This is a genomic window from Cupriavidus sp. IK-TO18 (genome assembly GCF_015549295.1).
GTDB lineage: Bacteria > Pseudomonadota > Gammaproteobacteria > Burkholderiales > Burkholderiaceae > Cupriavidus > Cupriavidus oxalaticus_A.
The window spans coordinates 1-12,414 of record NZ_JADGMP010000030.1; the positions used below are offsets into that span (position 1 = coordinate 1).

Annotated in this window: 13 protein-coding genes; 9 read left to right on the forward strand and 4 right to left on the reverse strand. The window is 66.4% G+C overall.

The window, feature by feature from the left end; translation table 11 throughout:
- Together IPF36_RS22590 and IPF36_RS22595 are read left to right on the forward strand one after the other, a co-directional pair.
- The coding region (locus IPF36_RS22590) for a 3-hydroxyacyl-CoA dehydrogenase family protein (RefSeq protein WP_255519881.1) at positions 1-138 on the forward strand (138 nt) is incomplete at its 5' end.
- Between the two features lie 219 nt (positions 139-357).
- Positions 358-693, forward strand: coding sequence for a hypothetical protein (locus tag IPF36_RS22595; protein ID WP_135704292.1), 336 nt, complete (start codon positions 358-360; stop codon positions 691-693).
- A gap of 27 nt (positions 694-720) precedes the next feature.
- Here the strand turns inward: IPF36_RS22595 and IPF36_RS22600 are convergent, their stop codons facing one another.
- Positions 721-1,143, reverse strand: a complete 423-nt coding sequence (locus IPF36_RS22600; protein ID WP_135704294.1) for a DUF3293 domain-containing protein — start codon at positions 1,141-1,143, stop codon at positions 721-723.
- A gap of 2 nt (positions 1,144-1,145) precedes the next feature.
- Positions 1,146-1,814, reverse strand: a complete 669-nt coding sequence (locus IPF36_RS22605; protein WP_133093558.1) for a Crp/Fnr family transcriptional regulator — start codon at positions 1,812-1,814, stop codon at positions 1,146-1,148.
- 279 nt (positions 1,815-2,093) lie between these two features.
- On the opposite strand from IPF36_RS22605, the gene IPF36_RS22610 reads away from it, so the two are divergent.
- The 7 genes from IPF36_RS22610 (at position 2,094) to IPF36_RS22640 (ending at position 10,767) form a co-directional block, all read left to right on the forward strand.
- The gene (locus tag IPF36_RS22610; RefSeq protein ID WP_135704296.1) at positions 2,094-4,052 is read left to right on the forward strand and encodes a long-chain fatty acid--CoA ligase; all 1,959 of its coding nucleotides are present in this window, start codon (positions 2,094-2,096) and stop codon (positions 4,050-4,052) included.
- Positions 4,053-4,075: 23 nt separating this feature from the next.
- On the forward strand, positions 4,076-5,038 hold the full coding sequence (locus IPF36_RS22615) for an ABC transporter ATP-binding protein (protein ID WP_133093560.1): 963 nt from the start codon (positions 4,076-4,078) through the stop codon (positions 5,036-5,038).
- 13 nt (positions 5,039-5,051) lie between these two features.
- Positions 5,052-5,966 (forward strand): branched-chain amino acid ABC transporter permease, encoded by a 915-nt coding sequence (locus IPF36_RS22620; protein WP_133093561.1) that lies wholly within the window; start codon positions 5,052-5,054, stop codon positions 5,964-5,966.
- A gap of 24 nt (positions 5,967-5,990) precedes the next feature.
- Positions 5,991-7,067, forward strand: a complete 1,077-nt coding sequence (locus IPF36_RS22625) for a branched-chain amino acid ABC transporter permease (RefSeq protein ID WP_133093562.1) — start codon at positions 5,991-5,993, stop codon at positions 7,065-7,067.
- Positions 7,068-7,161: 94 nt separating this feature from the next.
- Positions 7,162-8,499, forward strand: coding sequence for an ABC transporter substrate-binding protein (locus tag IPF36_RS22630; protein WP_133093563.1), 1,338 nt, complete (start codon positions 7,162-7,164; stop codon positions 8,497-8,499).
- Positions 8,500-8,606: 107 nt separating this feature from the next.
- Positions 8,607-9,422 carry an ABC transporter ATP-binding protein gene (locus IPF36_RS22635; RefSeq protein ID WP_029046690.1) on the forward strand — a complete coding sequence of 272 codons (816 nt, stop codon included), beginning with the start codon at positions 8,607-8,609 and terminating at the stop codon, positions 9,420-9,422.
- 94 nt (positions 9,423-9,516) lie between these two features.
- On the forward strand, positions 9,517-10,767 hold the full coding sequence (locus tag IPF36_RS22640) for a phenylacetate--CoA ligase family protein (RefSeq protein WP_133093564.1): 1,251 nt from the start codon (positions 9,517-9,519) through the stop codon (positions 10,765-10,767).
- An 84-nt stretch (positions 10,768-10,851) separates the two neighbouring features.
- Here the strand turns inward: IPF36_RS22640 and IPF36_RS22645 are convergent, their stop codons facing one another.
- The gene (locus IPF36_RS22645; RefSeq protein ID WP_368671181.1) at positions 10,852-11,253 is read right to left on the reverse strand and encodes a YbaN family protein; all 402 of its coding nucleotides are present in this window, start codon (positions 11,251-11,253) and stop codon (positions 10,852-10,854) included.
- A gap of 85 nt (positions 11,254-11,338) precedes the next feature.
- Entirely contained in the window at positions 11,339-12,316 is a 978-nt protein-coding gene (locus IPF36_RS22650) for a nitronate monooxygenase family protein (RefSeq protein ID WP_135704300.1), read from the reverse strand.
- Positions 12,317-12,414: the final 98 nt, after the last annotated feature.

Sequence of the window (12,414 nt, forward strand, 5' to 3'; positions counted from 1 at the left end):
ATGCTGGCCGTGATGGAAGTGCTGTACACCGAATTCGCCGATCCGAAGTACCGTCCGGCAATGCTGATGCGCGAGATGGTGGCTGCCGGCTACCTGGGCCGCAAGACCGGCCGCGGCGTCTACGTCTACAGCAAGTAATTCAGGCGGCATTTACTGCACCTGACGCGTTGCGCCGTATTGGCGTGACGCTGGCCGTACCACCGTGGGGCCGCCGCGTGCGGCCCCTTGTCATGCCCGGATCGGCCACCTCTTGGCCAAATCCCGCTTACACCTCGTTATAAATGGAAACACTCCGCCGCATCCAGTAACAGGAATGCCGGGTACAGTGCACCCATTCCAATTACGACAAAACATCCAATGCTGCCTCCGGTTCTTGTTGCCGCCCTGCTGGCGGGCGCGATGTCGCTGCTTGCCGCCCGTTCCGCCATGGCCCATGTCGATGTCGGCGTGCAGATCGGCGCGCCGGTCTATGTTGCTCCTGCGCCGGTCTACGTGGCGCCGCCGCCGCCGGTGGTCTATGCGCCGCGCTATCACGGCTGGCATGGCGACCGCTACTGGGACGGGCGCCGCTGGTATGGGCGACATGAGTGGCATGGGCACCGCCATCATCGCCACGGTCATGGCCACCGCCATGGGCACGGCCACGGCCACGGCCACGGCCACGGTCATGGCCACCACGGCCATCGCCACTGAGCGCCCGCGGGGGTGAGGTGCCGCCGCTCAGCGCAGCAGCACCAGCCGCGGCACCGCGTCGGCGCCGCTCCACACCACCGCGTTCTGCCCGTATTTCCCGCCCAGCGAGCGCGCCCCCTCAAGCGACAGGCCCGGCACCAGGAAGCTGGGCTCGGCCGGCCAGCCGTTGGCGGGATGCTCGCCGGCGGCCTCGATCGCACGCAATCCCATTTGCGCCAAGTCCTGCGCCAGCGCCTGCTGGCGCGCCGCGTTGGCGTTGTCGTCGCAACGCTGGCTGAAGGGGTTGGCCGCCGTAATGAAGCCGCTGCACGCTACGCCAAGCGCCTGGTGCAGCGTTGCCAGCGGCGCACTGGCCTGGTCTACCCGCAAGGTCATCGGCGTGCCGCCCAGCACGCGATAGTGCGTTTCGCGATAGGCCTGCAGCGTGGCCGCGTCGATGACCGTGGCCACTGCTACTCCCCGTACTGCCGCAACCCGTCCAGGTCCAGCACTTCGATCACGCCGTAGTCCACCCGCACCAGCTTCTGTTGCTCCAGCACCTTGAGCGCCTGGTTGGCGCGCTGGCGCGAGATGCCGGCGAGCAGGCCGATCTCTTCCTGCGAGATTTCCAGCGTCTTGCCGATGCCAGGGTACAGGTGCTCGTTGAACAGCGACGACACCGCGCGCGCCACGCGTGAATCGATATCGAGCGAGCGTTCGTATTCCACCGCGGCGATGAACTGGCCCAGGCGCTCGTTGAGCTGCGTCAACAGGAAGCGCGTGAACGGCAGGCTGGTGTCCAGCAGCCACTGAAAAGTCTCGAGCGGCAGGAAGGCGATGGTCGAGCGGCGCAGCGCCATCACGTCGTACTTGCGGATCTCCGACTTGAGCACCGCGCCTTCGCCGAACCAGCCGCCGGTGGGCACGCCGGTAAAGGTCACCGACTTGCCCGAGGGCGAGACCGTGGTGATCTTGACGATGCCCTCCAGCACGCCCATCCAGTGCTCGGCCCTGTCGCCCTTGTGGCAGACGTAATCGCCCTGGCTGTATTCATGCACGCACATCGCGCGGCGCACGCGTTCGCGCTGCTCGGGGCTCAGGTCTGCTGCCCACACGCAGCGGTCGACAAAATCGTTCAGCATGGCCTGCAGAAGCTCCGGTAGGGATTAACCCGGAATTGTCACCGGCGTGACAACCCGGGTGGTTGGCATGGGCTATCGTACGATCACAACGGAACCGCGGGTGCCAGAGAGGGCACGCCGGGAAGGCAGAAGGCGCTTCCCCCGGCCCCTCCAGACCAGGCACAGACGGGCTTGATGCGATGCGGCAGATGCCGCCGGGCAAAGCAAGCCAAGTATAACGACCGGACCGGCGCTTGACACCGGGCGTGGACCCCCACGCCGGAGGGACAGGAGACAGCGATGCAGGAATCGTCGGCGACGACCTTCCCGCGATGGCTGCTGGCACACGCCCAGCAGCGGCCGGAGCATCCGGCCTATCGCGAGAAGGATCTCGGCATCTGGCAGACATACAGCTGGGCCCAGGCGGCACAGCAGGTGAGGGCGCTGGCATGTGGTCTGGCCGCGCTCGGATTCAGGCGCGGCATGAACCTGGCGGTGGTGGGCGACAACCGCCCCCGCCTGTACTGGGCGATGACCGCGGCGCAGGCGCTGGGCGGCGTGCCGGTGCCGCTGTACCAGGACGCCATCGCCAATGAGATGGTGTACGTGCTCAACGATGCGGAGATCGATTTCGCCATCGTCGAGGACCAGGAGCAGGTCGACAAGCTGCTGGAGGTCGAGGCGCAGCTGGCCGAGTCCGGCCGCACCGTGCGCCATGTCATTTACGAAGACCCGCGCGGCCTGCGCGACTACGAGCATCCCTCGCTGATGTCGTACGAGCGGCTGCAGGAGCTGGGCCGCGAATACGACCAGGCGCATCCGGGCTTCTATGACGAAGCGATTGCCGCGGGCCAGCCTGACGACACCGCGATCATCCTCTACACCTCCGGCACCACCGGCAAGCCCAAGGGCGTGTGCCACTCGCACGCGGGCCTGATCGGCTCGGCGCGCAACGGCTGCGCGTTCGACGGCCTAACCGCGAAGGACGACGTGCTGTCGTACCTGCCGATGGCGTGGGTGGGCGACAACCTGTTCTCCTACGCGCAGGCGATGGTGGCGGGCTTCACGGTAAATTGCCCGGAATCGCGCGAGACCGTGATGACCGACCTGCGCGAGATCGGCCCGACCTATTACTTCGCACCGCCGCGCATCTATGAAGGCCTGCTGACGCAGGTGATGATCCGCATGGAAGATGCGGGCTGGATCAAGCGCAAGCTGTTCCACTGGGCCATGGACGTGGCGCGCCGCTGCGGCGCCGATATCCTCGACGGGCGCCCGGTGTCCGTCATGGAGCGCGCGCGCTATGCGCTGGGCGAAGCGCTGGTCTACGGTCCGCTGCGCAACGTGCTCGGCATGAGCCGCATCCGTGTGGGCTATACCGCCGGCGAGGCCATCGGGCCGGACCTGTTCCGCTTCTACCGCTCCATCGGCGTGAACCTGAAGCAGTTCTACGGCCAGACCGAAACCTGCGCCTACGTTTGCCTGCAGCCCGACGGGCAGGTCAAGTTCGATTCCGTGGGGCCGGCCGCGCCGGGCATGGAGATCCGCATCGCCGATAACGGCGAGGTGCTGGTGCGCGGCGTGGGCCTGCTCAAGTCCTACTACAAGCGCGACGACGCCACGCGCGAGGCCATCAACGACGAGGGCTACTTCATGACCGGCGATGCCGGCGTGATCGACGCCGACGGCCACCTGAAGATCATCGACCGCGCCAAGGACGTGGGCAAGCTGGCCGACGGCGCGATGTTCGCGCCCAAGTACATCGAGAACAAGCTCAAGTTCTTCCCGTACATCAAGGAAGCCGTGGCCTTCGGCAATGGCCGCGACCAGGTCTGCGCCTTCATCAACATCGATTTCGAGGCAGTGGGCAACTGGGCCGAGCGCCGCCACCTGCCGTATGCGGGCTATGTCGACCTGGCCGCGCAGCCGGACGTGATCGAGATGATCGGCGAATGCGTGAACCAGGTGAATGCCGACCTTGCCAACGATCCCATGCTGGCCGGCTCGCAGGTCGCGCGCTTCCTGATCCTGCACAAGGAACTGGACCCCGACGACGACGAGCTGACGCGCACGCGCAAGGTGCGCCGCGGCTACATCGCCGAGAAATACGGCGTGCTGGTGGATGCGCTCTATGCGGGCAAGTCCGAGCAGTTCATCGAGACGCGCGTCAAGTTCGAAGACGGGCGCGAGGGCAGCGTGTCGGCCACGCTGAAGCTGGTCGATGCGAAGCGGCTGCCCACGGCGGCGCGCGCGGCATAAGAGCATAGGGCGGAGGCATCAACATGACGCAAGTGGCCTGGCAAGGCGGCGGCAAGCCGGAATGGACCGGCACCGCACGTACCGACGCAAGTGCGGCCGGCGGCAGCGGCGCGATGGCGCCCGCGGGCCCGCTGTCCCCGGCGGGACTGGCGGACGACAGCGGCGCGCAACCCGGCACGCAGCACGCGCAGCGCACCGGCGAGCACGCCCGCACCGGCGGCGAGGTGATCCTGGACCTGCAGCATATCTCGCTGTCGTTCGGCGGCGTGAAGGCGCTGACCGATATCTCGTTCGATGTCTGCGAGCACGAGATCCGCGCCATCATCGGCCCCAACGGCGCCGGCAAGAGTTCGATGCTGAACGTGATCAACGGTGTGTACCACCCGCAGCAGGGGCGCATCGTGTTCCGCGGCGAGGAGCGCAAGCAGATGCACCCGACCGCCGCCGCGCGGCAGGGCATCGCGCGCACGTTCCAGAACATCGCGCTGTTCAAGGGCATGACGGTGCTGGACAACATCATGACCGGGCGCAACACGCAGTTCCGCACCGGGCTGTTCGCGCATGCGCTGTGGTGGGGGCCGGCACGCAATGAAGAGATGCGCCACCGCCAGAAGGTGGAGGAGGTGATCGACTTCCTGGAGATCCAGTCGATCCGCAAGACCCCGGTGGGACGCCTGCCGTATGGCCTGCAGAAGCGCGTGGAGCTGGCGCGCGCGCTGGCCGCCGAGCCGTCGATGCTGCTGCTCGACGAACCGATGGCCGGCATGAACGTGGAAGAGAAGCAGGACATGTGCCGCTTCATCCTCGATGTGAACCGGCAGTTCGGCACCACCATCGTGCTGATCGAGCACGACATGGGCGTGGTAATGGATATCTCCGACCGCGTGGTGGTGCTCGACTACGGCAAGAAGATCGGCGACGGCACGCCCGAGGAGGTCAAGGGCAATCCGGACGTGATCAAGGCGTACCTGGGCACATCGCACTGAGGGGTTTTCCACCATGACGTTCTTCTTTGAAATCCTGCTTGGCGGCCTGCTGTCCGGCCTGATGTACTCGCTGGTGGCGCTCGGCTTCGTGCTGATCTACAAGGCCTCGGGCGTGTTCAACTTCGCGCAGGGCGCGATGGTCTACTTTGCCGCGCTGGCGGTGGTGGGGCTGATGGACAAGGGCATGCCGATGTGGGCGGCGGTAATCGGCGCCTTTGTCGTGATGATCCTGGTCGGCATGAGCACCGAGCGCTTCGTGCTGCGCAAGCTGGTCAACCAGCCGCCGATCACGCTGTTCATGGCGACCATCGGGCTGTCGTTCTTCCTGGAAGGGCTGGGGCCGCTCCTGTTCGGCAATGAAGTGCGCCCGATCAACCTGGGCATCGTCGACGAGCCGATCGAATCGATCCTGACCACTTTCAACATCGTCATCTCCAAGTTCGACCTCGCGGCAGCCGCCATTGCCGGCCTGCTGGTGGGATCGCTGGCGCTGTTCTTCCAGTACACCAAGGTCGGCCGCGCGCTGCGCGCGGTGGCGGACGACCACCAGGCCGCGCTGTCGCTGGGCATCCCGCTGCAGAACATCTGGGCGATCGTGTGGGGCGTGGCCGGCTTCGTCGCGCTGGTGGCGGGCATGCTGTGGGGCTCGCGCAATGGCGTGCAGTTCGCGCTGACGCTGACCGCGCTGAAGGCGCTGCCGGTGCTGATCCTGGGTGGCTTCACCTCGGTGCCCGGTGCCATCGTCGGCGGGCTGATCATCGGCGCGTCGGAGAAGCTGGCCGAGATCTACATCCCGCCGGTGTTCCAGTCGGTGTTCGGCGGCAATTTCGGCGGCATCGAAGGGTGGTTCCCGTATGTCTTTGCCTTGTTGTTCCTGCTGGTGCGGCCCGAAGGGCTGTTCGGCGAGAAACATATCGACCGCGTCTGACCGACTTCGCACAGGAGACTTGCCATGTTTTATCGTGAAGCCGGCCAGTTCAAGACCAGCTACGTTGCCGACAGCCAGATCTTCCCGATCCGCCAGGACCGCATCGGCTTTGCCGTGCTGATGGCCGTGGCCTTCGTGGCGATCCCGTTCGTTGGATCGGAATACTGGTTCTCGGCCATCCTGATCCCGTTCCTGATCTTTTCGCTGGCGGCGCTGGGGCTCAATATCCTGACCGGCTATGCCGGGCAGCTGTCGCTCGGCACCGCGGCCTTCATGGCGGTGGGGGCCTACGCGGCCTACAACTTCCAGTTGCGCATCGAAGGCATTCCGGTGCTGCTGTCGTTCCTGCTGGCCGGGCTGTCGGCGGCGCTGGTGGGCGTGGCGTTCGGCCTGCCGTCGCTGCGCATCAAGGGGTTCTACCTGGCGGTGGCGACGCTGGCGGCGCAGTTCTTCGTGGTGTGGGCGCTGACCAAGTTCCCCTGGTTCTCCAACAACAGCTCGTCGGGCGTGATTACGGCGCAGCGGCTGGACCTATTCGGCATCGCCATCGATACGCCGGTGAAGAAGTACCTGTTCGTGCTAGCCATCGTCACCGTGCTGGCGCTGGTGGCCAAGAACCTGGTGCGCTCGGCGACGGGCCGCGCCTGGATGTCGGTGCGCGACATGGACGTGGCGGCGGAGGTGATCGGCATCCCGCTGATGCGCACCAAGCTGATGGCGTTCGCGGTCAGCTCGTTCTACTGCGGCGTGGCCGGCGCGCTGTATGCGTTCTGCTACCTGGGCTCGGTCGAGCCGGACGGCTTCTCGCTGGACCTGTCGTTCCGCGTGCTGTTCATGATCATCATCGGCGGCGTGGGCAGCATCCTGGGCTCGTTCCTGGGCGCGGCGTTCATCCTGCTGCTGCCGATCTTCCTGGACAACGTGCTGCCGCCGCTGGCGTCGCTGCTGCACCTTCCCTTTACCAACGCCACCGTGTCGCACATCCAGCTGATGGTATTCGGCGGGCTGATCATCTTCTTCCTGATCGTGGAGCCGCACGGGCTGGCCCGGCTGTGGCAGATCGCCAAGGAGAAGCTGAGGCTGTGGCCGTTCCCGCACTGACGGAGCGGGGTCTTATTGTCTGAACGCAGGTCCTGAGTGAAGTACTGAAGCCTACGCATAACGAAACGCCCCACCGAGGGCGAAGGAGACTGTCATGACCAACCTGATCCGTAACGTGCAACGCGCCGCCCTGGTGGTCAGCGCCGCGGCTGCACTGCTGGCGCCGGCGGTGCCGGCACTGGCGCAAAGCAACGAGCAGTTCGTCGCGCTGCCGAGCTATCGCGTGGGGCCATATGGCGCCAACGGTCAGTCGTGGTATGGCGGCTTCATCGACTACCTCAACTACGTCAACCTGAAGGACGGCGGCGTCAACGGCGTCAAGCTGAGCTGGGAAGAGTGCGAGACCGAGTACAACAACGCCAAGGGCGTGGAGTGCTATGAACGCCTGAAGGCCAAGAACGCGACCACCAAGGGCACCGCGTACCACGCCATGTCCACCGGCATTTCCTACGCGCTGGTCGACAAGACCGCCGCCGACAAGGTGCCGCTGGTGATGATGGGCTATGGCCGCACCGACGCCGTGGATGGCTCGGTGTTCCCGTATGCGTTCCCGCTGGTGACCACGTACCAGATGCAGGTCTCGGCCATCGTCAAGTACCTGGCGAGCAAGAGCGGAGGCTCGCTGGCCGGCAAGAAGATCGTCTACCTGTACCACGACTCGGCCTATGGCAAGGAGCCGATCGTGGCGCTGCAGGCCGAGGCCAGGCTCAACAAGTTCAACCTCGTCGAGATCCCGGTGGCGCACCCGGGCAACGAGCAGGGCGCGCAGTGGCTGAAGATCCGCCAGGAGAATCCCGACTACGTGATCTTCTGGGGCTGGGGCGTGATGAACCAGACCGCGCTGAAGGCCGCTCAGAAGGTGGGCTTCTCGCGCGAGAAGATGATCGGCTCGTGGTGGGCGGGCTCCGAGGAAGACACGGTGCCGGCGGGCGATGCCTCCAAGGGCTACATGAGCGCGACCTGGAACGTCGCGGGCAAGAGCGTGCCGCTGATTTCCGACATCGAGAAGGTCGTGTACGGCGCCGGCAAGGGGAACATGCAGGACAAGAGCAAGATCGGTTCGGTGCTGTACAACCGCGGCGTTTCCGCGGCGGTGGTAACGGTGGAAGCGGTGCGCGTGGCGCAGGCCAAGTTCGGCAAGGGCAAGCCCATGACCGGCGAGCAGATGCGCTGGGCGTTCGAGAACCTGAACCTGACCAACGCGCGCCTGCAGCAACTGGGTGCCACCGGCCTGCTGCCCGAGATCAAGACCAGCTGCGAAAACCACGAGGGTTCGGGCAAGGTAAAGATCCAGCAATGGGACGGCAGCAAGTGGGTGGTGGTGTCGGACTGGATCGAGGGCAACAAGGGACTGATCCACCCGCTGTTCAAGGCCACGGCGGCGCAGTACGCGAAGGAGAAGGGGATTACGCCGGGGTGCTCGAAGTCTTGATGCCCTTTGAATCCTGAAGGTTTGCTCCCCTCTCCCAAATGGAGAGGGGGGTAAGCCGACACGGATGTGAAATCCGGAGCTACCGCAACACCAACCCGAGCCGCACCATGAGCCTCCTGTCCATCAACAACATCGAAGTCATCTACGATCACGTGATCCTGGTGCTCAAGGGCGTTTCGCTCGAAGTGCCGGAAGGCAAGATCGTGGCGCTGCTCGGCGCCAACGGCGCGGGCAAGACCACCACGCTGAAGGCGATCTCCAACCTGCTGCACGCCGAGCGCGGCGACGTCACCAAGGGCACCATCGAGTATCGCGGCGACCGCGTCGACCAGCTCACCCCCAACGACCTGGTGCGCCGCGGCGTGATCCAGGTGATGGAAGGGCGCCACTGCTTCGCGCACCTGACCATCGAGGAAAACCTGCTCACCGGCGCGTATACGCGCGGCCTGTCGCGCTCGCAGACGCGCGACGAGCTGGAGAAGATCTACAACTACTTCCCGCGCCTGAAGACGCGCCGCAAGTCGCAGGCGGGCTATACCTCGGGCGGCGAGCAGCAGATGTGCGCGATCGGCCGGGCCATGATGGCCAAGCCCGCGATGATCCTGCTCGATGAGCCGTCGATGGGCCTGGCGCCGCAGATCGTCGAGGAGATCTTCGAGATCGTGCGAGACCTGAATTCGCGCGAGAAGGTCAGCTTCCTGCTGGCCGAGCAGAACACCATGGTGGCGCTGCGCTATGCCGACTACGGCTACATCCTGGAAAACGGCCGCGTGGTGATGGACGGCGACGCCGAGTCGCTGCGCACCAACGAGGACGTGAAGGAGTTCTACCTGGGCGTGGCCGCCAACGACGCGGATGGTGGCGCGCGCAAGTCCTTCCGCGACGTGAAGAGTTATCGCCGGCGCAAGCGCTGGCTGGCATAGCGCCGCGCGGTTTATCCCTGGCTTTGCCGACGCGCCGTGGCGGGCTGCCACCGGCGCGGCGGCAATCCGCATCCTTCCCTGACGCAACAGCACCATGCCCGAATACTTCGATTCGCTCGAAACCCGCGCGCCGGCAGTCCGCGAGCAGGCGCTTCTTGCCGCCCTGGCACGACAGGTGGCCCACGCGCGCGACAATGCGCCGTATTTCGCCGAACTGCTGCGCGACGTGGACCCGCGCTCGCTGACCTCGCGCGAGGCGCTGGCGGCGTTGCCGGTGACGCGCAAGTCCGACCTGACCGCACGCCAGCGCGCGCTGCCGCCGCTGGGCGGCCTCAATGCGGCGCCGCTGGGCAGGCTGCGCCATGTGTTCCAGTCACCGGGCCCGATCCACGAGCCCGACGGCCACGACGCCGACTGGTGGCGCACGGCGCGCGCCATGCACGCCGCGGGCTTCCGTGCCGGCGACCTGGTCTACAACACCTTTTCCTACCACTTCACGCCGGCCGGCATGATGATGGAGACCGGCGCGCACAAGCTGGGCTGCTGCGTGTTCCCGGCGGGCGTCGGCCAGACCGAGTCGCAGGTGCAGGCGCTGGCCAGCCTGCAGCCTGCGGCCTACGCTGGCACGCCATCGTTCCTGAAGCTGCTGCTGGAACGGGGCGACGAGATGAGACTTCCCTGCACCAGCCTGACGAAGGCGCTGGTCTCCGGCGAGGCGCTGCCGCCGTCATTGCGCGCGTGGTTCCAGCAACGCGGGGTGCGCGTTCAGCAGATGTACGGCAGCGCGGATCTCGGGCTGATCGCCTACGAGACCGAGGGCGGCGACGGCTGGGTGGTGGACGAGGGCGTGCTGGTCGAGATCGTCGAGCCGGGCGGCACGCGGCCCATGCCTGAAGGCGAGACCGGCGAGGTGGTGGTGACGGTGCTGGGCAACGGCGACTATCCGCTGATCCGCTTCGGCACCGGCGACCTGTCGGCGGTGGTGGCGGAGTCCTCGCAGCGGCCGAGCCCGTGCGGGCGCACCAATATCCGGCTCAAGGGCTGGCTGGGACGCGCGGACCAGGCGACCAAGGTCAAGGGCATGTTCGTGCATCCGGGGCAGGTGGCCGACGTATTGCGCCGCCATCCGGAAATCCGCGCCGCGCGGCTGGTGGTGACCGGCGATCCCGGCGCGGACGTGATGACGTTGCGCTGCGAGGCAGCGCGCGAGGATGCGGAACTGCAGCGCGCGGTGGCCGAGTCGCTGCGCGAGGTGATGCGCCTGCGCGGGGAGGTGGCGTTCGTGGCGGCGGGGTCGTTGCCGCAGGACGGGAAGGTGATTGAGGATGCGCGGCGGTATGAGTGAAGGGCTTGCCTTGCGAGGGTCTGACTTCGTTGAAGCGCTGGCCGGCGCGTCAACGGGGTGATAGGCGTCGACAGACCAAACGCCTCAAGACTTTCCCCCCTCCGCAGGCCGCGTCGGCAACCGGACCATCCACACGCTCACCCCCACCGCACAAGCCAGCAAGGCGGCCGACGCAACCGGCCGCCCGCGCAGCAGCCATGCCGTCGTTCCCATCGACACCCACATCATCGACAGCGCCAGGCATTTCGCCTTGAACGGAATGCTCCGATACCGCTGCCAGTCGTTGACCAGCGGCCCGAAGCGCGGATGCCCCATCAGCCAGCCGTGGAAGCGCTGCGAACCGCGCGCGAAGCACGCCGCGGCCAGCAGCACGAACGGCGTGGTCGGCAGTACCGGCAGGAAGATCCCGATCACGCCCAGCAGCAGGAAGAGCCCGCCCAGCGCCACCCAGACGGCGCGCAGCACGCGCTGGCGGTGGCTCAGCACGGCTTCAGGATCGGGCGAAAGGTCAGGGGCGGAAGGGGGCAATGGTCGAACAAAGGGCCGCTAAGCGGCCCCGGTGATGGATCGGTCAGCGCGAAATCCCGAGTCGCGCCTTGGCCGCATCGTACTCCGCTTTCATGCGCGCGACGATTTCGCCAGCGCTGGGGATGTCGTGGATCTGGCCCACGCCCTGGCCGGCGCCCCAGATGTCCTTCCATGCCTTGGCCTTGGAGCTGCCGCTGGAGAAGTCCATCTTGGTCTTGTCGGCCACCGGCAGGTTGTCAGGGTCCAGGCCCGCGTTGCTGATGCTCTCGCGGATGTAGTTGCCGTGCACGCCGGTGAACAGGTTGGTGTAGACGATATCGGCGGCGGCCGAGCTGGTGATCGACCGCTTGTACGTCTCGGCCGCGTGCGCCTCCTGCGAGGCGATGAAGCGCGTGCCCACGTAGGCGAAGTCGGCGCCCATGGCCTGCGCCGCGAGTACTGCCTCGCCGGTGGCGATCGAGCCCGACAGCGCGATCGGGCCATCGAAGATCTTGCGCACCTCGCCCACCAGCGCGAACGGCGACAGCATGCCGGCATGGCCGCCGGCGCCGGCCGCGACCAGGATCAGGCCGTCGACACCGGATTCGATCGCCTTTTCGGCATGGCGCAGGCTGATGACGTCGTGCAGCACGATGCCGCCGTAGCTATGCACCGCGTCGATCAGCTCCTTGGGGGGCGCGCGCAGCGAGGTGATGAAGATCGGCACCTTGTGCTCGACGCAGACCTTGATGTCATGCTCGAGCCGCGCGTTGGACCCGTGCACGATCTGGTTGACCGCGACCGGTCCCACCGGCGCGCCGGGGTTGGCGGCCCTGAAGGCGGCCAGCTCCTGCTCGATCTGCGTCAGCCACTCGTCGAGCAGCTCCGCCGGGCGCGCATTGAGCGCGGGGAACGAACCGACGATGCCGGCCTTGCACTGCGCCAGCACCAACTCGGGATAGCTGACGATGAACATGGGCGAGGCAATCACGGGCAGGGCCAGGTTCTGCAGGGCCTGGGGCAGTTGCTTGGCGGCGGGCATGGTGTCTCCTGAACCACTGGTGGGCACGCTGGTCGTGCCCTAAATGAACGGTCGTTCGATTATAGGGAGTTTCTGGCGTGCGTCGCTAGAAGCCCAAG

What these genes read in the sequence shown, in the direction of transcription:
- IPF36_RS22650 (WP_135704300.1), bottom strand. Translation starts at nt 12,316, where the DNA reads ATGCCCGCCGCCAAGCAACTGCCCCAGGCCCTGCAGAACCTGGCCCTG.
- IPF36_RS22595 (WP_135704292.1), top strand. Translation starts at nt 358, where the DNA reads ATGCTGCCTCCGGTTCTTGTTGCCGCCCTGCTGGCGGGCGCGATGTCG.
- IPF36_RS22610 (WP_135704296.1), top strand. Translation starts at nt 2,094, where the DNA reads ATGCAGGAATCGTCGGCGACGACCTTCCCGCGATGGCTGCTGGCACAC.
- IPF36_RS22630 (WP_133093563.1), top strand. Translation starts at nt 7,162, where the DNA reads ATGACCAACCTGATCCGTAACGTGCAACGCGCCGCCCTGGTGGTCAGC.
- IPF36_RS22625 (WP_133093562.1), top strand. Translation starts at nt 5,991, where the DNA reads ATGTTTTATCGTGAAGCCGGCCAGTTCAAGACCAGCTACGTTGCCGAC.
- IPF36_RS22605 (WP_133093558.1), bottom strand. Translation starts at nt 1,814, where the DNA reads ATGCTGAACGATTTTGTCGACCGCTGCGTGTGGGCAGCAGACCTGAGC.
- IPF36_RS22620 (WP_133093561.1), top strand. Translation starts at nt 5,052, where the DNA reads ATGACGTTCTTCTTTGAAATCCTGCTTGGCGGCCTGCTGTCCGGCCTG.
- IPF36_RS22635 (WP_029046690.1), top strand. Translation starts at nt 8,607, where the DNA reads ATGAGCCTCCTGTCCATCAACAACATCGAAGTCATCTACGATCACGTG.
- IPF36_RS22615 (WP_133093560.1), top strand. Translation starts at nt 4,076, where the DNA reads ATGACGCAAGTGGCCTGGCAAGGCGGCGGCAAGCCGGAATGGACCGGC.
- IPF36_RS22640 (WP_133093564.1), top strand. Translation starts at nt 9,517, where the DNA reads ATGCCCGAATACTTCGATTCGCTCGAAACCCGCGCGCCGGCAGTCCGC.